At 69.7% G+C, this 17,785-nt stretch carries 19 protein-coding genes; 8 read left to right on the top strand and 11 right to left on the bottom strand.

Features of this window, described 5'->3' with window-relative positions; all coding sequences use genetic code 11:
* The 3 genes from hslV to KAH28_RS05590 are packed head-to-tail and all read left to right on the top strand — an operon-like array spanning position 1 to position 2,331.
* Positions 1-552, top strand: coding sequence for an ATP-dependent protease subunit HslV (gene hslV, locus KAH28_RS05600; protein WP_290574992.1), 552 nt, complete (start codon positions 1-3; stop codon positions 550-552).
* 50 nt (positions 553-602) lie between these two features.
* A complete protein-coding gene (gene hslU / locus KAH28_RS05595) occupies positions 603-1,934 on the top strand; it encodes an ATP-dependent protease ATPase subunit HslU (protein ID WP_366918135.1) in 1,332 nt (443 codons plus the stop codon).
* Positions 1,935-1,941: 7 nt separating this feature from the next.
* Positions 1,942-2,331, top strand: a complete 390-nt coding sequence (locus KAH28_RS05590; protein ID WP_290574990.1) for a DUF971 domain-containing protein — start codon at positions 1,942-1,944, stop codon at positions 2,329-2,331.
* A 6-nt stretch (positions 2,332-2,337) separates the two neighbouring features.
* Here the strand turns inward: KAH28_RS05590 and KAH28_RS05585 are convergent, their stop codons facing one another.
* The gene (locus tag KAH28_RS05585) at positions 2,338-3,447 is read right to left on the bottom strand and encodes a cation:proton antiporter (protein WP_290574989.1); all 1,110 of its coding nucleotides are present in this window, start codon (positions 3,445-3,447) and stop codon (positions 2,338-2,340) included.
* 402 nt (positions 3,448-3,849) lie between these two features.
* On the opposite strand from KAH28_RS05585, the gene KAH28_RS05580 reads away from it, so the two are divergent.
* Both KAH28_RS05580 and KAH28_RS05575 read left to right on the top strand, forming a co-directional pair.
* Entirely contained in the window at positions 3,850-4,398 is a 549-nt protein-coding gene (locus KAH28_RS05580) for a class IV adenylate cyclase (RefSeq protein WP_366918132.1), read from the top strand.
* 124 nt (positions 4,399-4,522) lie between these two features.
* Positions 4,523-5,038, top strand: coding sequence for an N-acetyltransferase (locus KAH28_RS05575; protein WP_290574987.1), 516 nt, complete (start codon positions 4,523-4,525; stop codon positions 5,036-5,038).
* Here KAH28_RS05575 and KAH28_RS05570 read toward each other — a convergent pair.
* The 7 genes from KAH28_RS05570 to KAH28_RS05540 form a co-directional block, all read right to left on the bottom strand.
* Complete coding sequence (locus KAH28_RS05570; RefSeq protein WP_366918134.1) at positions 5,035-5,637, bottom strand: DUF2239 family protein; 603 nt, start codon at positions 5,635-5,637, stop codon at positions 5,035-5,037. The genes KAH28_RS05575 and KAH28_RS05570 overlap by 4 nt on opposite strands.
* 118 nt (positions 5,638-5,755) lie before the next feature.
* Positions 5,756-8,215: a hypothetical protein gene (locus tag KAH28_RS05565; protein ID WP_290574984.1), complete on the bottom strand. Its 2,460-nt coding sequence runs from the start codon at positions 8,213-8,215 to the stop codon at positions 5,756-5,758.
* A gap of 73 nt (positions 8,216-8,288) precedes the next feature.
* Positions 8,289-9,197 (bottom strand): FAD:protein FMN transferase, encoded by a 909-nt coding sequence (locus KAH28_RS05560; RefSeq protein WP_290574983.1) that lies wholly within the window; start codon positions 9,195-9,197, stop codon positions 8,289-8,291.
* Complete coding sequence (locus KAH28_RS05555; protein WP_290574981.1) at positions 9,197-10,390, bottom strand: DUF3570 domain-containing protein; 1,194 nt, start codon at positions 10,388-10,390, stop codon at positions 9,197-9,199. The genes KAH28_RS05560 and KAH28_RS05555 overlap by 1 nt, the downstream gene beginning before the upstream one ends.
* 113 nt (positions 10,391-10,503) lie before the next feature.
* Positions 10,504-10,734 carry a DUF4266 domain-containing protein gene (locus tag KAH28_RS05550; RefSeq protein ID WP_290574979.1) on the bottom strand — a complete coding sequence of 77 codons (231 nt, stop codon included), beginning with the start codon at positions 10,732-10,734 and terminating at the stop codon, positions 10,504-10,506.
* Positions 10,731-11,246 (bottom strand): TlpA disulfide reductase family protein, encoded by a 516-nt coding sequence (locus KAH28_RS05545; protein ID WP_290574978.1) that lies wholly within the window; start codon positions 11,244-11,246, stop codon positions 10,731-10,733. Before KAH28_RS05545 ends, KAH28_RS05550 begins: the two co-directional genes overlap by 4 nt.
* Positions 11,243-11,902 carry a TetR/AcrR family transcriptional regulator gene (locus tag KAH28_RS05540; protein WP_290574976.1) on the bottom strand — a complete coding sequence of 220 codons (660 nt, stop codon included), beginning with the start codon at positions 11,900-11,902 and terminating at the stop codon, positions 11,243-11,245. Before KAH28_RS05540 ends, KAH28_RS05545 begins: the two co-directional genes overlap by 4 nt.
* 99 nt (positions 11,903-12,001) lie before the next feature.
* On the opposite strand from KAH28_RS05540, the gene ubiE reads away from it, so the two are divergent.
* Genes ubiE through ubiB form a run of 3 tightly spaced genes read left to right on the top strand, consistent with a single transcriptional unit; the run spans position 12,002 to position 14,969 of the window.
* Complete coding sequence (gene ubiE / locus KAH28_RS05535; protein ID WP_290574974.1) at positions 12,002-12,760, top strand: bifunctional demethylmenaquinone methyltransferase/2-methoxy-6-polyprenyl-1,4-benzoquinol methylase UbiE; 759 nt, start codon at positions 12,002-12,004, stop codon at positions 12,758-12,760.
* Positions 12,757-13,383, top strand: coding sequence for an SCP2 sterol-binding domain-containing protein (locus tag KAH28_RS05530; RefSeq protein ID WP_290574972.1), 627 nt, complete (start codon positions 12,757-12,759; stop codon positions 13,381-13,383). The genes ubiE and KAH28_RS05530 overlap by 4 nt, the downstream gene beginning before the upstream one ends.
* Positions 13,380-14,969, top strand: coding sequence for a ubiquinone biosynthesis regulatory protein kinase UbiB (ubiB, locus tag KAH28_RS05525; protein WP_290574970.1), 1,590 nt, complete (start codon positions 13,380-13,382; stop codon positions 14,967-14,969). The genes KAH28_RS05530 and ubiB overlap by 4 nt, the downstream gene beginning before the upstream one ends.
* On the opposite strand, the gene KAH28_RS05520 is transcribed toward ubiB, so the two are convergent.
* From KAH28_RS05520 to KAH28_RS05510, 3 genes are all read right to left on the bottom strand, one after another.
* Positions 14,926-15,732, bottom strand: a complete 807-nt coding sequence (locus KAH28_RS05520; RefSeq protein ID WP_290574968.1) for a divergent polysaccharide deacetylase family protein — start codon at positions 15,730-15,732, stop codon at positions 14,926-14,928. The two genes, ubiB and KAH28_RS05520, sit on opposite strands and share 44 nt — an antisense overlap.
* 19 nt (positions 15,733-15,751) lie before the next feature.
* Positions 15,752-17,158, bottom strand: coding sequence for a S41 family peptidase (locus KAH28_RS05515; RefSeq protein ID WP_290574966.1), 1,407 nt, complete (start codon positions 17,156-17,158; stop codon positions 15,752-15,754).
* A gap of 66 nt (positions 17,159-17,224) precedes the next feature.
* The coding region (locus tag KAH28_RS05510; protein ID WP_290574964.1) for a peptidoglycan DD-metalloendopeptidase family protein at positions 17,225-17,785 on the bottom strand (561 nt) is incomplete at its 5' end.

Genomic DNA, 17,785 nt, shown 5'->3' with positions numbered 1-17,785 from the left:
ATGCAGCAATTCGACGGCACCACCATCCTCTGTGTCCGCCGCGACGACGAGGTCGCCATCGGCGGCGACGGTCAGGTGAGCATGGGCAATACCACCGTCAAGGGCAATGCGCGCAAGGTGCGCCGGCTCTACAACGGCGAGGTGCTGGCCGGCTTCGCCGGTGGCACGGCCGATGCGTTCACCCTCTTCGAGCGCTTCGAGGGCAAGCTCGAGCAGCACGGCGGCAATCTCCTGCGCTCGGCAGTGGAGCTTGCCAAGGACTGGCGCACCGACCGCATGCTGCGCCGGCTGGAAGCCATGCTGCTGGTGGCCGACGCCAAGGCCTCACTGATGATCACCGGCAACGGCGATGTCATGGATCCCGAGGGCGGCGTCATGGCGATCGGCTCCGGCGGGCCCTTCGCGCAGGCCGCGGCGCGCGCGCTCTACGACAACACCGAGATGGCGGCCAGCGAGATCGTCGACAAGGCCATGCACATCGCCGCCGACATCTGCATCTATACCAATCACTCCATCACCGTCGAACGGCTCCCCGCCGAGCTGACGGCCTGATCGACCCGGGAGCCCGCATGGAGATCGAGGACAAGACGGCCAGTTCCATGATGACGCCGCGCGAGATCGTGGCCGAGCTGGACCGCCACATCGTCGGCCAGGCCGACGCCAAGCGCGCGGTGGCCATCGCGCTGCGCAACCGCTGGCGGCGCCAGCAGCTCGACGAGGAGATCCGCGCCGAGATCACGCCGAAGAACATCCTCATGATCGGCCCCACCGGTGTCGGCAAGACCGAGATCGCGCGTCGGCTCGCGAAGCTGGCGAAGGCACCCTTCATCAAGGTGGAGGCCACCAAGTTCACCGAAGTGGGTTATGTCGGCAAGGATGTCGAGTCGATCATCCGCGATCTTGTCGATGCGTCGGTGAAGCGCGCGCGCGAGGCCGCCATGGAGGCGGTGCGCGCGCAGGCCGAGAATGCCGCCGAGGAGCGGATCCTCGACGCGCTGGTGCCGCCGGCCAGGCAGTACGGCGAGTCCGGCAGCACGCAGTCGGCGAGCGAGGGTAATGCCGCGCGCCAGGTCTTCCGCAAGCAGCTGCGCGAAGGCAAGCTCAACGACAAGGAGGTCGAGCTCAGCCTGCAGGGCAGCAATCCGCGCATGGAGATCATGGGCCCGCCCGGCATGGAGGAGATGACGCAGCAGCTCCAGTCCATGTTCCAGAACATGCAGGCCAAGAACCAGCAGTCGCGCAAGGTCACCATCGGCCGCGCCTGGAAGCAGCTGGTCGACGAGGAGGCTGCGCGTCTGGTCGACGAGGAGGCCATCAAGACCGAGGCCCTGAAGAACGCCGAGGAGAACGGCATCGTATTCCTCGACGAGATCGACAAGGTCTGCAAGCGCGGCGAGTACGCTGGTGGCGGCGACGTCTCGCGCGAGGGCGTGCAGCGCGACCTGCTGCCGCTGGTCGAGGGCTCCACCGTCTCCACCAAGTACGGTTCGGTGCGCACCGACCACATCCTGTTCATCGCCAGCGGCGCCTTCCACGTCGCCAAGCCCTCGGATCTCATTCCGGAGCTGCAGGGGCGCCTCCCCATCCGCGTCGAGCTGGAGGCGCTCAAGGTGGAGGACTTCAAGCGTATCCTCTCCGAGCCACGGCATGCGCTCACCGAGCAGTACCGCGCGCTGCTGGGCACCGAGGGGGTCGAGGTGATCTTCACCGAGGACGGCATCCAGCGCCTGGCCGAGACCGCCTGGCGCGTCAACGAATCCACCGAGAACATCGGCGCGCGCCGACTGCACACCGTGCTCGAGCGCCTCATGGAGCAGGTGGCGTTCGATGCCCCGGATCACCAGCAGGGACGGCTCGAGATCGATGCCGCCTATGTCGACGGACGGCTCGCCGATGTCGCCGCCGACGAGGATCTCTCCCGCTACGTTCTGTAGAGACGTCATGCAGGCACCGCAACGCATCGTCAATCGCAAGGGATCCCGGGAGCTGCGGGTCGAGTGGCCCGATGGCCGCGAGGACCATCTCTCCTGGGAGTTCCTGCGCGTGCACAGCCCCTCCGCCGAAGTGCAGGGGCACGGCAACCCGAAGGTGATTCCCGGCAAGCGCGAGGTCGGTCTCGAGCGCATCGAGCCGGTCGGCCGCTATGCGGTCAAGCTGGTCTTCGACGACGGGCACGACACCGGGCTCTACTCGTGGGAGATCCTCGATCACTACGGGCGCGAGCGCGACACGCTCTGGCAGCAGTACATCGATGCGCTGCAGGAGATGGGCATGACGCGCGAGTCCGACGTCGTCAGCCTGAAGTCGCTGCACTATCCGGCAAAGGGGTGACGACGGTCAGGCGGTCCCGGCCTTCCTGCGCAGCAGCAGGCCGGGCAGCGCCGCGCTCGCCAGGATGACCAGCATGAGCACGTCGAACAGGCCCTGCGAGATGACGCCCGACTGCAGGCCGAACTCGGCGCCGATGATGCCGAAGGTCATGCGGTAGTTGAACAGCACGCCGATGCGGTGACCGTTCTGGCCCGTCACCCATCGCGCCGCCGCGCGGGTGGCGATGTACTTGAGGCCCACCGCCAGCGTCAGCAGGATGGCGGCATGGCCGAGGTGGGTGGCGTCGATGGTGCTGAGTTGCACCTGCGTGCCGGCGTGGATGAAGAACAGCGGCGCGAAGAAGCCGAACACCAGCCCCTCCAGCTTGTGCTTGACCGCGGTGGTCTCGTAGACCACGCCGGACATCGCGATGCCGATGGTGAACGCGATGATCGCCGGATGCATGCCGCGCACGCTTTCGCCCATGAAGCCGATGGCGACCAGCACCACCAGCAGGAAGCGCAGCTCGGCTTCGGCGACGGCGCCGTGGTAGCGCCGGAACAGACGGCTGCCGATGCGCGGCAGGCTCACCGCCGACAGCACCACGGCAAGTCCCAGTGCCGCCGTGCCCCAGCCGACGTCCCCGAGCAGCAGCGCCAGCGAGACCATGCTCAGCACATCGACCACCGATGCCGCCGCGAGCATGATCTGGCTCTGCGGGTCGGCGAGGTCGGCGTGTTCCTTGAGCGCGTGATACACCAGCGCCAGCGAGGTCGTGGACAGCGCGACGGCCACCAGCAGCGAACCGCTGACCCCCAGGCCCAGCCCCAGTATCGCGAACACGAACACGCCCGCCATCGGCGCCAGGAAGGAGGCGCCGCCGATGGTCAGGCAGGCGCTCCAGGTCCGCCGCAGCTTGTCGAGCTCCAGCTCGAAGCCGGCCACGAACATCAGCGCCAGCATGCCGAGGTGGGACAGGAACTCCAGCCAGCCCACCTCCGAGATGTCCGGCAGCAGCATCACCAGCACGACGCCCGCCAGTACCTCGACGATGGCACTGGGAATGCGCAGCTCCAGCGCGAGGCCCGTTGCCAGCAACAGGCAGATCGCGATCGCGATCGAGGGGTCCAGCGTCATGCGCAGCAACTCCGGCGCCGAATGGCGCGCCGGCGCACGACGCACCACACGACGGCACGCACGATGCAGCGCGAGCCGTCGTAAGAAATGGAAAAGGGGATTCCGCCATTCTAGTGAAATCCGGGCCGGCGAATCACGGAGCTGCATTGACCTCGGCGTGCTCGCGCGGTGCAGAATGTTCCCGGCTCGGCCGGGGTGAGCGAATGATCGCGTCGCGCTTTTCCCCGCTACGCTTGTCCGGCAATGGCTGATCGAGCGCGAAGGAGTGGACGGTGATGCGTCAAGGGAATTGTCGTTGCGGCCTTCGGTCGCATGACCGCGGTGAAGGCGCGCTGCTTGTCCGGCCCGGACCGCTCGACGCTGCCAGTCGAGCAGGCCGATGGCTGATGGCCGGTTGACCGCGTGGCCAGGAACATGGAGATCAAGGCGCGTTCCCGGGACCTCGCCGCGCAGCGGCGCATCGTCTCGGGGCTGGCCGATGCGCCGCCCGAGTGCCTCCTGCAACGGGACACCTTCTTTCATGTGCCCCACGGACGCTTGAAGCTGCGCGAGCTGGGCGACGGCACGGCCGAGCTGATCCAGTACGAGCGCGCCGACACGGTCGGTCCGAAGTGCTCCACGTACACGCGCATCGCGATCGCCGATCCGGACGCGCTGAGGAAGGCGCTGGCCGTCACGCTCGGCGTGCGGGTAACGGTGAGGAAACGGCGAACCGTCTTCATCGTCGATCAGACGCGCGTGCATCTGGACGAGGTGGAGGCGCTCGGCGATTTCGTCGAGCTCGAAGTCGTCCTGCGCACGTCGCAGAGCGAAGCCGAGGGCACCGTGATCGCGGAACAACTGATGGCGTCACTGGGCATCGCGCAGACGGATCTGGTCAGCGGAGCCTATGCGGACCTGCTCGAGAATGCGGAATTCGGCGACGATGCGACACTTGCCCGGAGCCGGTGACGGATGCCGAGCGTGATGGGGCCGCGTGACGCCCGTGTACCGGGGCCGGCACTGCCCGGCATGCCGTGCGTCATCGCCACGCGTTCGTGATGGCCGTTCGTTCCGATCGCACGAAGGGGAACCGTTGACCGCATACCGCATTCGCCCCGAGCAGGCGCACGACGCCGACGCCATCACCGCGGTGATCGAGACGGCCTTCCGCACTGCGCCGCACAGCGACGGCACCGAACAGCACATCGTGATCGCACTGCGCCGTGCCGGTGCGCTCAGCGTGTCACTGGTCGCCGAGGTGGATGGCGACGTGGTCGGCCATGTCGCGTTCTCGCCGGTGACCGTGTCGGACGGTTCCGCGCACTGGTACGGGCTCGGTCCGGTGTCCGTGCTGCCGGCGCACCGGAACGCGGGCATCGGCGCGGCGCTGGTCGAAGCGGGGCTGGCGGCCCTCCGCGACCGCGGCGCGGCCGGATGCGTGGTGCTCGGCGAGCCCGGCTACTACGGCCGTTTCGGCTTCGAGTGCCGGCCGGATTGTGTGCTGGAGGGCGTGCCGCCCGAGTACTTCCAGTGCCTGGCACTGGAGGGCCGGCACGCGGCCGGCACCGTTACCTATCACGCCGCGTTCAGCGTCGGCGGCCCCGGCTAGCGCGACGAGGCGGTCGCAAAGGCGGGCGCTGCCAGGCGGTGAGCGTGATCGCGCAGATCGGCCGGCCAGTCCGCCGTCAGGGTCGCGAAGTCCGCCTCGTTGCCGCGATACAGCGCGCGCGCCGCCGCTTCGTAGCCGGGCCGGTCGCCGAGCGCGGCCTGCATGAAGCGGTCTGCCGCCGCTCGTGCCTGCTCGGCACTCTCTCGCCCGCGGTTGGCCTTGCGGGCCTCGTCGACCAGGCGCCGCAGCGTCGCGGAGGCGCTGCCCGGCTGTTGCTCCAGCCACTCCCAGTGGCGGGGCAGCAGGGTGACTTCCTTGGCGACCACCCCCAGCCGTGGGCGGCCGGCGCGCCGTGGGGCGGTCTGTGCCGGAGCCGGATCGGTAACCGGCTGCAGGCGGGCCGCGATCTCGGCCTCGGAGCCGCGGCGGTCGAAGTCGACGCTTTGGCCGGTTCGGTCATCGAAGGTGAGCACGGGCGCGTCCGGCTGTTCGCGCAGGATGCGATGCACGGCGAGCGCAACCTCGGCGGGCGCGCCGCTCGCCAGTGCGGATTCGCCGCGGAATGCGGTCCAGGCGGTGTCAGAGGTTATCGAGGGCATGCCGCATATTAAACCCGGATAAAACAGAAGCGCAATATCATCCGGGTAAATTGCTGCTGGCGCGGCCATCCGCCCGACGGGCGCGGCTTGCGCCGTCGGCGGTGTGGTCGCGGTGCGCTCAGAGCGTTTTCAGATACTCGATGATGGCGCGGCGCTCCGGTTCGGTGAGCACGTCCGTGAAGCTGTGCCCGCCGTTGCCGTTGCCCAGGATGCGGGTGTCGTAGACCAGGCGCTTGTCGAAGGCGCCCACCGCCAGCAGGTCCGACAGCGGCACGAGACCGGAGAGCCCGATGGCGTTGTTGAGCAGGTTCTCGGTGAGCTGGACCAGCGAGGCGCCTTCCCGGAACAGCGGATTGCAGTTGTAGAGATAGTTGCCCGGGATGTCGGCGCAGCCCAGCTCGTCGTGCTCCCAGCCCAGGCGCTGCCGGTCGTAGGCGGTCTCCATGCGCAGGTCGAAGCCCTTGACCGGGCCCTCGTCGCGCAGGCGGCGCTGCCAGATGGCGGGGCGCTGCTCCGAATCCAGCACCTGCTCGATGGTTGGCACCGAGCCGTTGTGGAAGTAGGGCGCGGTGGCCCAGACCCCATAGAGCGGCGGGGCCTGATAGCCGATGACATCCTTCTCCCAGCCGCACGCGCCCGACGGACGCTGTGCGAGTGGGTACATGTCGTCGGCCAGCTCGAGGGCGGCGGGCTTATCCTCGGGCGGGATGTAGTTCTCGCTGCCCTCCGGGAAGGCCCAGAAGGTGGTGTCCCAGCGTTCGCGCAGCGTGGGCGTCAGCATGTCCGATCGCGCGCGGTCGGTGCCGATGACCTCGAGCGGCGAGATATGCCCGGCGACACCTTCCAGCGCCGGATCCTCCAGATAGCGGTCGTCGTGCACGTAGCGGGGCGAGTAGGCACCGTGGCAGGAGGCACACGAGCCGTTCCCGCCCAGCGGCTCGGGATGCTCCGCGTTGCCGTCGCGCGACCAGAGGTCGAGACCGTGGAACAGCACGGCGCCCTGCTCGGCGAGGGCCGTGTCGATTCCGCCCGGGTAGGCGGGCGACTCCAGCGACAGGAAGAAGGCCGAAAGTGCCTGGTCGTACTCGGCGATGCGGTCGCGGTAGTACTTGCCGTCGGCGCTGATGAGCTCGTTGAACTCCCCCGGGCCCGCGGCCATGATGATCCGCGTGCTGTCGTTCGATACACCGGCATCGAAGAACTTGCGCGGGCGCGACCCCATGTTCCACCAGGGCGGCGTGTCCTGGGTGTGCGACAGTGGATGCGCGATGTCGGCGACGCCGCTCTGGCCGACGACTGTCTTCAGCGGGTTGGGGTTCAGCCCCAGCGAGTCGAGGTCGAGGACCGTGATCAGTATCTCGAAGGCGCCCACGGCATTGTTCTGTCCGCGCTGCTTGATGCCGATGTTGAACAGGCTGTTGACGTCGAGCACATTGGGCAGCTGCCCGGACAGCGGCGTGCCGGCCCACAGAGAGCGGTCCTGTGCATCCTGCAGCACGTCGTAGTTGCTGTTGCCGACGCCCAGATTGCTCAGGCCCAGGGCGCTGCCGCCGTCCGCGGCCAGGCCGCCGCCGTGGCACTGGAAGCACGCCGCGGTGCCGATCTGCCCGGTCCAGTTCCCGCTGTCGTCGCGGAGCTGGCGCAGCCCCAGCGGAAGCTGACCGCTGCCGCCGTCGCTGGCGTTGGGGTCCTCGCCGGGCAGCGGGTAGGGATTGTCGAAGGGCGCCCGGTTGAGCCCGTAGCGCAGCCGATACAGCGCCTCGAAGTTCGCGGGACGCTCATCGAGGCCCCACACCTCCCAGGTGTTGTTGAATTCCTGGGCCGACATCGCCGCCACCGGCAGCTCGTTCTTGAGGAAGTCGAGACCCTTGTCGCGCAGCGCGCGGTACTCGCCGCAGGTCTCGGGGGCCTGCTTGTCCTCCGGAAGGCCGGCCCGGCAGTTCTCCCACTCGGCGTTGTAGAACACCGCGCGGTCGGGGTTCGCGCCCGGAACGATGCGCGTGCGCGGATCGGTGGGCAGCGGTGCGTCGTCGGGCTGGTCGGCGCAGAAGGTCGCCCAGACGTGGCGGGCGTGCTTGCTGCCGAGCAGCGGCAGCGCCTCGCCGGGCTCGTCATCGCCTCCGCCGGCGATGCGCTCCGGACATCCGTCCGGGTTCTCGAAGCAGCCCAGCAGCGTCTCGACGTTGCGATAGGCGGCGCCGTCCTCGGCCCAGTGCGCGCCGCCGCTGTGCGGGGTCTCCTGACCAGAGGCCATGAGCAGGATGCGCGACGTCGGGTTGTTGCCACCCAGGCGTTCCCAGCTTGCCTGCAGGTCGGCGAGGCTCGGGCCATCCATGAACATCAGGTCCCGGCCGTCCTCGACATCGGCGACGTTGCCCGGGGCGTGGCAGCTGGCACAGATCGCGATGGCGGTCTGCACGCGCTGCTCGAAGAAGGCCTCCATGGTGCGCGGCTGCGGCCCCCCGCCGCCGTTGCCCCCATCCCCGTCGCCGCCCGGCGTCGAGCCGCTGTAGTTCCCGCTGCACGCGGCGAGCGTCCATCCGGCGACCATCAACAGGCCGCTTCGTCTGCTTGTCATGGCTGTGCTCCTCTCGACCAGCCTTGTAATACGCAGAAGTATTCAACTTCTGTCGGATTGTGTCCAGGCGCGCTCAGGCCGCCTGCGCGACGGCGTTGCCGGCCAGCGAGAGATCGTGGCGCACGGTCAGCCAGGGCAGTCCCAGCGCCCGCAGCCATTCGGCGGCGTCGGGTCCGTGCAGCATGGCGATGGTGCTGGCGCTGCCCGCGATCAGGCAGCGCGGCGCCAGCGCGCTGGCGCTGGCGAAGGTGTCCGCCACCGGCCAGCCGGTGCGTGCGTCGAGCAGGTGGGAGTAGCGCCGGCCGTCGACGATGAAGGCGCGGTGATAGTCGCCGCTGGTGGCGATGGCGCCGGTGCGCAGATCGACCCGCGCGATGGCGGTATCGGGCTGCTGCGGATGGCTGACGCCGACCCGCCAGGCGCTGCCGTCCGGGTGCGGCCCCACCACCCGCACATCGCCGCCGAGGTCGACCATGCCGTGGGCGATGCCGTGCGCCTCGAGCACGGCCACCGCCCGATCCACCGCGTACTCCTTGCCGAAGCCGCCGAAATCGAGCTGCATGCCGGCGCGCGAAAGATGGATGTGCGGCGACGCCCACTCGACCCGCTGCCAGCCGATCAGCGGCAGCAGCGCGTCGACCTCGCTCTGTGCCGGCACGCGCTGCCTGCGGAAGTCCCACGCCCGCCGCAGCACGCCCGAGGTGATGTCGAAGCGGCCGTCGCTCTGCTCGAACACGGTGGCCGAGTAGTCGAGCAGCGCCGCGGTCTCGTCGTCGACCGCGATCGCATTCCCGCTTCCGGCGGCGGCGTTGATGCGCGAGACGATGCTGTCCTCGCGGTAGCGCGAGTACTTGGTCTCGATGCGGCGGACTTCCGCCTCCGCCGCATCGAGCGCTCCCTGCGCGGCGGTCGCTTCGTCGGCGTAGCAGCGCAGCTCGCAGGGGCTGGCCATCGCCGTGAAGCGCTGCCGGAACAGCTCCATCAGAAGCTGTAGGCCAGTCTCGCGGTGAACACGGTGTAGTCGACCAGCCCGGGCGATTCGACATCGACCGAGCCGGTGGCGTAGCTGCCGTCGGCTTCGTAGTACTCGACACCGAAACCGGCCGCGAGCTGGTTCCACGACTTGGTCACGTCCAGGCGCGCGCTGATGGCGCCGTAGGGCGAAAGCCGGTAGTCGGAGGAACCGAAGCCGTCCTCGCGGACCTGGTCGAAGAAGGGCGCGTAGAAGAAGGCCTGGCTCTGGCTGTACCAGCGCAGACCCGGAGAGATGCGCCACGTCTGCGCCAGGCTCTGGTGCCAGGTCAGTTCCAGGGTGTGGGAGTGGATCTCCCAGTCGTCCTGGTAGTAGCGGTAGTCGACGTGCGCCGCACCATTGAAGCGTTCGACGAAATGGCGGAGCTTGCCGATCAGGTGGAAGCCGCGCCGTCCGTCCGGGCGTGCGTCGAACGGCAGCGAGCCGCCGCGCACGAAGAAGCGCTTGTACGGATCGCTCAGATAGCCCGAGTGCCGCAGGAAGCCGGCGGCCGCCTGTACCAGCGTGTTGCGGTTGAGGACGTAGCTGGCGCTGGCGGTGCCGCGCAGCGTCGATTTGCTGTCGGCGGCGGGGTCCGTGTCGTAGGTGCCCTGAGTCGGGTCCAGCTCGTCGTCGGAATAGCTCAGGCTGCCGGTCACGGTCATCGGCAGTCCCGCCAGCTCGTAGCTGAGCTCGGCGGTGCCGTAGCGCGCCTGGTAGTCGTCCTCGTCCGAGACGCCCGCCGACATGTTGAGCGCGAGCTGGGCGTTCAGCGGAGTGCTGCCGGACAGCTGCAGGTCGAAGCGCTCCTCGTTGATCGTCGGCCTGCTCATCACCTGCTCGGGCCGACCATCGGTATCCGGCTGCACGTACCACGGTGAAGCGCCGCTCAGCGTCTCGTAGAGGAAGTCGACACCGACGCTGCGCTCGCCGATGGGCTTGACCGCCCGCAGGCTGTGCGTCTGGATCTCGTAGCGCTCGACGCTGCTGCCGCTCGACGTCTTGCCGCCGCCTATGTCGCCTTCCTTGTAGAAGCTGTAGAGGTAGTCGGTCTGCCAGTCGTCGCCGGTCTGGGCCGCGGCGGGCGCGGCCCCGAGTCCGGGCAGCGCGAGCGCGGCGGTGGTCAGCGCGCCGAGTGACGGTTTGCGGAAATGCGCGCTCATCGCGGCGCGCTCCCGACGGGCGCAGGCGTCGTCGTGATCATCTGGTGTGTCCCCCCTGGTTGTCGCGGTCTGCTTCCGCTGTTGCGGATATCGTGTGGTGAAGCGGTGGCGCGTCAGTTGCAGCCGCAGCCGCCGCCGCTCACCGAGGCACCGCCGGTGGCGGCTTCCTTGCTGAAGGCGATGTGGCTGCGATAGGCCGCCATCTGCGGATCGATCTGCAGCGCCATCTCCGAGCGTGCGAGGTTGTCCATCTGCCAGGGCTGGACTTCCTCCATGGTCAGGGCGCAGCCGCTGAGCGCTCCGACGGTGGCAAGGCCGGCGACGAGCCGGATGACGGTCTTCATGGCTGGTTCTCCTCCAAGAGTTTTTCTATCTCGTTCGCGAGCTTGGGCAGGTCGCCCTCGCGGTAGCCGGTGTGCCGGTAGCGCACGACGCCGTCGCCGTCGATCAGGTAGCCGCTGGGCATGCCGGGCAGGGCGTAGCGCTCGGCCCACTGGCCTTCGGGGTCGAAGACCACGGGAAAGTCGACCGGCACCTGTTCGAGCATGCGCTCTGCGCTCCGGCGCTTGCGGTCGACATTGACGCCGACCACCGAGAAGCCGCGGGCACCGAGCGAGGCGTGCAGCTCGTCCAGCCGCGGCATGGCCGCGCGACAGGGCGCGCACCAGGATGCCCAGAAGTCGACGTAGACGATGTCGCCGCTCAGTTCCGACAGCTCAAAGCTGCTGCCGTCGGCGCGCGGCCCCGTGATCGGCGGGGCGGGCTCGCCGACCTCGACGGCCGCGGCCGTCAACGGCCAGCCCTGGACCGCCGCGGCGGCGAGCAGGAAGGCGGCGGCTCGGCCTGGGAGCCTCATGACGCCGGCTCGTAGAGACGCAGATACGCTGCCATCGCGCGTACGGCTTCCTGGCGGTACGCCTCGGTGATCGTGCCGTGCAGATGGAAGGACACCCGGAAGCAGGTGGTGCCGATGTCGACCGCCAGTACCGGCACGTCCGGTTCGGCGGGCAGATTGAAGCCCCGCGCCTCGAGCAGGCTCCGGGTCAGCGACCCGAGATGCCGGATGGTCAGGCTCTGCGCCAGATGCCCCTCGTCGCTGACCGGCCCGCCGAGGATCAGCATGCGGCCTATGGGGTGCGTGTTGTGGAACTCGCTGGCGAGATTGACGATGTGCACCAGTGCCTCTTCCCAGTCCAGCTTGCGCGTCTGCGGTGCCTGTGCCTCCAGCAGCGCCTCCAGCTCGCCGAGCTCGCGCTGCATGAGCTCGTTGAGGATGGCGTACGGGGTCGGGAAGTACTGGTAGATGGTGGCGCGGATGAAGCCCAGCCGCTCCGCCAGCGCCGGAATCGAGAAGGCGCTCAGCCCGCTTTCCAGCAGCAGTTCGCGCGCACCGTCGAGGATGCGCTCGAAGCGGCGGCGGGAGCGTGCCTGCTGGGGTTGCCGGGCCAGCAGGCGCGGATCGACGTTGCCTTCCATCACGGCATGGTAGCGCAGGGTCGCGAAAAGCGACAAGTGTCAAGAACGGGCCGCGTTGCGGGCCGGCCAGGACGCCATCATGCCCCGTGCCGGACGCCGGCGCGAGGGCGCGCTGCCCTCGGATACACTGGGACCATGAGCGAACGCGAGCCCGGCGGCACCACCCACTTCGGGTACCAGGAAGTCCCCACCGGCGAGAAGGCACGGCGCGTCGGCGCGGTGTTCACGTCGGTGGCGCGCAACTACGACGTCATGAACGACCTCATGTCGATGGGCGTCCATCGCGTGTGGAAGCGCTTCGCCATCGACCTCGCCGACGTCCGTCCGGGCGAGACCGTGCTCGATCTGGCCGGCGGCACCGGCGACCTGGCGCGCGCCTTCGCGGCGCGGGTCGGCGACGACGGCCGGGTGCTGCTGGGCGACATCAATGCCGCCATGCTGGTGGAAGGGCGGCGCCGGCTCGAGGATGACGGCGTGGTGTCGGGCATCGACTACCTGCAGGCCAATGCCGAGTGCCTGCCGCTGGCGCCGGGCAGCGTCGACTGCATCACCATGGCCTTCGGACTGCGGAACGTCACCGACAAGGACGCCGCGCTCGCGTCCATGTACCGCTGCCTCAAGCCGGGCGGTCGGCTGCTCGTGCTGGAGTTCTCGAAGCCCGTGAACCCGGCGTTCTCGCGCGCCTACGACACCTATTCGTTCAGCGTGCTGCCGTTGCTGGGCCGCTTCGTCGCTCGCGACGAGGCCGCCTATCGCTATCTCGCCGAGTCGATCCGGCGGCACCCCGACCAGGACACGCTCAAGGGCATGATGGAAGGCGCCGGCTTCGCGCGGGTGCAGGTCTACAATCTCACCGGCGGCGTGGTGGCGCTGCATCGCGGCTACCGGCTGTGAGCACGCCGGCGCCGCTGTGCGCGGCCGTGGAGGTCGCGCTCAATCGCTACCTGTCGCTCGACGCGGGTGCCCTGGACGGACTGCGCGAGCTGCAGGACCGCTCGCTGGCCTTCGCCTTCGAGCCGCCGGGCTGGTGGCTGGTGTTCGACTTCATCGGCACCCGCGTGCGCGTCGCGCCGACGCCCGAAACCCCGCCCGATGCCGTGGTCAGCGGGGCGCCTTCGGTCTTCGCCCGCCTCTTCCGGGAACAGCTCTCCCGCGGCAGCGCGCTGCCCCGCGGGCTGCGGGTCGAGGGCGATCCGGAGCTGCTGCAGCGCTTCCAGGCCATCCTCATGGCGGTGGGTTTCGATCTCGCCGAAGTGCTCGAGCCGTGGCTCGGTGACATCGCCGCGCAGCGCGTGGCCAGTGCCGCGGTCGACCTGTTCGCCTGGGCGCGCCAGACCTTCGACAGCGTCAGCCGGCAGACGGCGGACTATCTGCAGTACGAGTCGGGCGATCTGGCCGACCGGCAGTCCGTCGACGACTTCATCGACGAAGTGGATCGCCTGCGCGACCGCGCGGCGCGCGCGCACGCGCGCGTCGACCGACTGGAGCGGCGGCGTAGCGAGCGGAGCGGCGCATGAGCATCGCGCGGCTGGGGCGCATCCTGCGCATCGCGCGTCGCTACCGGCTGCGCGAGCTGCTGCGCGGCGATCTGGTCGACGACGCCGCCGGCAAGGGCGAGCGCCTGCGTCTGGCCCTCGAGGAACTGGGGCCGGTCTTCGTGAAGTTCGGGCAGGCGCTGTCGACGCGCCCGGATCTGCTGCCGCCCGCGATCGCCACCGAGCTGGCGCGCCTGCAGGACCGCGTGCCGCCGATCGACGGCGCGGTCGCTCGGGATGCCATCGAGCGCGCGCTGGGCCGGTCCATCGATGCGGTCTACGCCGAGTTCGAGGACGCGCCCATCGCGTCCGCCTCCATCGCCCAGGTCCACGGCGCCCGCCTGCGCGAGGCGGACGGCTCCGCGGGCATGGCGGTGGTGGTGAAGGTGCTGCGGCCCGGCATGCGCGAGGCCATCGCGCGCGATGTCGGACTGATGTATCTCATCGCGCGCTGGGTCCAGCGTCTGCACCCGGAAGGCGAGCGGCTGCGTCCGGTGGCGGTGGTGGCGGAGTTCGAGCGCGTCCTCTTCGACGAGCTCGATCTCATGCGCGAGGGTGCCAACTGCGCGCAGCTGCGCCGCAACTGGCTGGGGTCCGAGTTGATCTACCACCCGATGGTGGTGTGGGAGGCCACGCGGCCCGAAGTGCTCACCCAGGAGCGCGTGTTCGGGACCTCGATCCGCGACCTCGACGCGCTGCGCGCCGCCGGCGTGGACTTCAAGGTGCTCTCCGAGCGCGGCGTGGAGATCTTCTTCAAGCAGGTCTTCCGCGACAACTTCTTCCACGCCGACATGCACCCCGGCAACATCATCGTCGACAGCACCGACCCGGCCGCGCCGGGCTATCTGGCGGTCGACTTCGGCATCGTCGGCAGCCTGACGCCGGACGATCAGCGCTATCTCGCCGAGAATTTCCTGGCCTTCTTCAACCAGGACTACCGGCGCGTCGCCGAGCTGCACGTGAACAGCGGCTGGATCCCGGCCGACACGCGCGTGGAGGACTTCGAGTCCGCCATCCGCACGGTGTGCGAGCCGATCTTCGGCAAGCCCATCAAGGACATCTCCTTCGGCTTCTTCCTGCTGCGCCTGTTCCAGATCGCGCGCCGCTTCCAGTACGAGGTGCAGCCACAGCTCGTGCTGTTGCAGAAGACCCTGCTGCAGGTCGAGGGCCTGGGCCGCCAGCTCGATCCCGACCTCGACCTCTGGAAGACGGCGAAGCCGATCATGGAGGACTGGATGCGCGATCGTCTCTCGCCGGCCCGGCTCTCCGGGGCGCTGCGCCGTCAGGCGCCGCTGGTGATCGAGGCCCTGCCGCGGCTGGCCGAGCGCATGCTGGTCGAGGCCGAGAAGCCGGACGCGCGCGGTACCGCTGCACGCCTGGCCCTGCTGGAGCGTCGCATGGCCGACGGGCAGCGGCGCACCCGCCTCACCGTCATCGGCGCCACCCTGGTCGGCGTGGCCGTCGCCACCGGCTGGATGCGCGCACAGGGACTCGCCGTGCCGGGCGAGGCCGCGACCGTGGCGCTCAGCGCGCTTGCCGGCCTGTGGTGCTGGTGGCGCGCACGCTGAGCCGGCGCGGTTCGTCCAGCAGCGCCGACGGCGGCACCAGCTCGAAGCCGAGCGCGCGCAGGCGCGGCAGCTCGGCCTCCAGCAGGGCCAGCGATTCCGGATAGGGGTGGACGATGGCCACCGCGTTGCCGGTGCGGCGCGCGTGTGCCAGCCACCGCTGCCAGCCCGCGCGCACGGCGCTGCGCCCGCGCTGGGCGTCGATGAAGACATGACGCTCGGCCGCGGCGATGCCGTGATCGAGGGCGCTGCGATACGCGCGCGTGGCCGCGGTGGTGCGGCTGTCGACGAAGAAGTACGGACGCGGCTGTGCGGCCAGCGCCCGCATGAAGGTGTCGATGGAGGCGGCGTCGGCGGTGTAGCGGCTGCCCTGGTGGTTGTTCACGCCGGTTGCCCGCGGCAATGCCGCGAGCGCGGCGTCCAGCCGCCTGCGCACCGTCTCCGCGGGGCTGCCCACCGGCAGTGCCCGGGCATCGGCCTGCCGCCCGTCGAAGGGCTCCATGGGCATGTGCAGCATGACCTCGTGACCCGCGGCATGCGCGCGCTCGGCCTGCTCGGCGGCATGGCGCGCCTGCGGGAGAAAGGACAGCGCCACGGCCGGCGGCAGGCGCAGCGCGCGCTCGCCGGCCTCGTGCTGCTCGCCGAGGTCGTCGACGATCAGCGCCACGCGCGGTGCCGGCCCGGCGTTCGCCGCCGGCGCCGTCGCGAGCGCCGCCAGCAGCAGCGCCAGCGGTGCGCGCAACGCCCGGGTCACGGAGATGCGCACGCCGCCGGACGCCGCGCGATCAGTTGGCGGTGAAGCGTTCGGAGACGATCAGCCCGCGCAGGACCACCACCGCCTCGTAGAGGGCGAAGTCCTCCTTCGCGATCTCGTCGAGCGACTTGGGCTTGTCGCGGTCGTCGCTGTCGTCCTCGCCGTCCTCTCCCTCGGCCTTGCGCACGGCCTTCTTCTGCCGTTCCGCATTGCCGGAATCGTCGTCGGCGTCACCCTCGTTGCCGTTGCTGAGGCGGCCCTCGAGGTCGGCCTCGCGCATCGAGATGCCCTTGGCGACCGGTTCCAGGCGGTAGGACTGCAGCTCGATGTCCGGGTTGATGCCCTCGGCCTGGATGCTGCGGCCGTCCGGGGTGTAGTAGCGCGCGGTGGTCAGCTTGACGGCACCGTCGTTGGACAGCGGCAGGATGGTCTGCACCGAGCCCTTGCCGAAGGTCTTGCTGCCCACGACCACGGCGCGCTTGTGGTCCTGGAGCGCGCCGGCCACGATCTCCGAGGCCGAGGCGGAGCCGCCGTTGACCAGCACGACGATGGGCATTCCGCCCAGCACGTCGCCGGGGCCGGCGTCGAAGTTGCGCTTCTGGTTCTCCTCGCGTCCGCGGATGGAGACCACGTTGCCGCTCTCGAGGAAGGCGTCGGTGACGTCCACCGCGGCGTTGAGCACGCCGCCGGGGTTGTTGCGCAGGTCGAGCACGATGCCGCGCATCTTGTCGCCGAGCTTCTCGCGCAGCCCCTCGATCTCGTCGGTCAGGTTCTTGCCGGTGTTGTTGGTGAAGGTGCTGACGCGCACGTAGCCGATGTCGTTGGTGAGGACGCGCGAGCGCACGCTCGATACCTTGATGATGGCGCGCTCGATGTCGACCATCACCGGCTGCGGCTCGCCCTCGCGGGCGATGGTGAGCTCGATCATCGTGCCCGGCTCGCCGCGCATGCGCCGCACGGCCTCGGTCAGCGTCATGCCCTTGACGTTGGTGTCGTCGATCTTGACCACCAGGTCGCCGGGCTGGATGCCGGCGCGTGCGGCCGGGGTGTCGTCGATGGGCGCGACCACGCGCACCAGGCCGTCCTGCATCTGCACCTCGATGCCGAGACCGCCGAACTGGCCCTGCGTGGATGCGGTGATGTCCTCGAATTCCTGCGCGTCGAGATAGGCCGAGTGCGGATCGAGGCCGCTGAGCATCCCGCGGATGGCGTTCTCGAGCAGCTCGGCATCGGTGACGTCCTCGACGTAGCCGTCCTGCACGCGGGTGAGGACCTCGACGAAGGTCTGGAGATCCTCGACCGGAAGGCCCGAGGCGACCGCCGCGTCCTCGACCTGCTCGCGCTCGGCGAAGACGCCGTGGGTGACGGCGATGGAGACGCCGAACAGCGTGCCGAACGCGATGGCCGCGAACGTGCGCAGGGTGGGATTGGACGACATGGGCAGGCGCTTGCTGACGATGGAACGACACCGCAGCCTAGCACAGCGTCGTGGGCCGACCGGGGCCTAGTCGCGTGGCTGCAGCCACGCGATGGGGTCGAGGGCATCGGCGCCGCTGCGCAGCTCCAGATAGACCCCGCTGCGCGGCTGACCGCCCGAGTCGCCGGCGGTGACCACGGTGGCGCCCGCCTCCACCCATTCGCCGACGCGGCGCAGGCTGCGCTCGGCATGCCCGTAGAGGCTGTAGTAGCCGCCGGCATGCTCCAGGATCACCACCAGGCCGTAGCGATGCATCCACCCGGCCCAGGCGACCCGGCCGTTGGCGACCGCGCGCGCCGGCGTGCCCGACTCGGCGGCGATCCAGATGCCCTTCCAAGGCAGGCCGCTGGCGCGCTCCTGCCCGAAGGCCGCCAGCACCGGCCCGCGCAGCGGCCAGGGCAGGGCGCCGCGCCGTTCGCCGAGCGGCTCGTCGCTGCCGGCATCGGCGGGGATGTCGGCGAGCGTGGCGCGGAGCTCCTCGAGCAGCGCCTCGAGCTCGCGCGCGTCCCGCCGCGCGGTTTCCAGCGCCGATGCGTCCGCCGCCATGCGCTTCTGCAGGGCGGCCATGGTGCGGTCGCGCTGCGCGCG

Source organism: Algiphilus sp., assembly GCF_023145115.1.
Taxonomy (GTDB): domain Bacteria; phylum Pseudomonadota; class Gammaproteobacteria; order Nevskiales; family Nevskiaceae; genus Algiphilus.
This window is presented reverse-complemented; position numbering and strand designations above follow the sequence as displayed.

Bases quoted from the DNA above. Each gene is read 5' to 3' on its own strand.
- hslV (WP_290574992.1), top strand. From the start codon at position 1: ATGCAGCAATTCGACGGCACCACCATCCTCTGTGTCCGCCGCGACGAC.
- hslU (WP_366918135.1), top strand. From the start codon at position 603: ATGACGCCGCGCGAGATCGTGGCCGAGCTGGACCGCCACATCGTCGGC.
- KAH28_RS05590 (WP_290574990.1), top strand. From the start codon at position 1,942: ATGCAGGCACCGCAACGCATCGTCAATCGCAAGGGATCCCGGGAGCTG.
- KAH28_RS05585 (WP_290574989.1), bottom strand. From the start codon at position 3,447: ATGACGCTGGACCCCTCGATCGCGATCGCGATCTGCCTGTTGCTGGCA.
- KAH28_RS05570 (WP_366918134.1), bottom strand. From the start codon at position 5,637: ATGCCCTCGATAACCTCTGACACCGCCTGGACCGCATTCCGCGGCGAA.
- KAH28_RS05565 (WP_290574984.1), bottom strand. From the start codon at position 8,215: ATGACAAGCAGACGAAGCGGCCTGTTGATGGTCGCCGGATGGACGCTC.
- KAH28_RS05560 (WP_290574983.1), bottom strand. From the start codon at position 9,197: ATGGAGCTGTTCCGGCAGCGCTTCACGGCGATGGCCAGCCCCTGCGAG.
- KAH28_RS05555 (WP_290574981.1), bottom strand. From the start codon at position 10,390: ATGAGCGCGCATTTCCGCAAACCGTCACTCGGCGCGCTGACCACCGCC.
- KAH28_RS05550 (WP_290574979.1), bottom strand. From the start codon at position 10,734: ATGAAGACCGTCATCCGGCTCGTCGCCGGCCTTGCCACCGTCGGAGCG.
- KAH28_RS05545 (WP_290574978.1), bottom strand. From the start codon at position 11,246: ATGAGGCTCCCAGGCCGAGCCGCCGCCTTCCTGCTCGCCGCCGCGGCG.
- ubiE (WP_290574974.1), top strand. From the start codon at position 12,002: ATGAGCGAACGCGAGCCCGGCGGCACCACCCACTTCGGGTACCAGGAA.
- ubiB (WP_290574970.1), top strand. From the start codon at position 13,380: ATGAGCATCGCGCGGCTGGGGCGCATCCTGCGCATCGCGCGTCGCTAC.
- KAH28_RS05515 (WP_290574966.1), bottom strand. From the start codon at position 17,158: ATGTCGTCCAATCCCACCCTGCGCACGTTCGCGGCCATCGCGTTCGGC.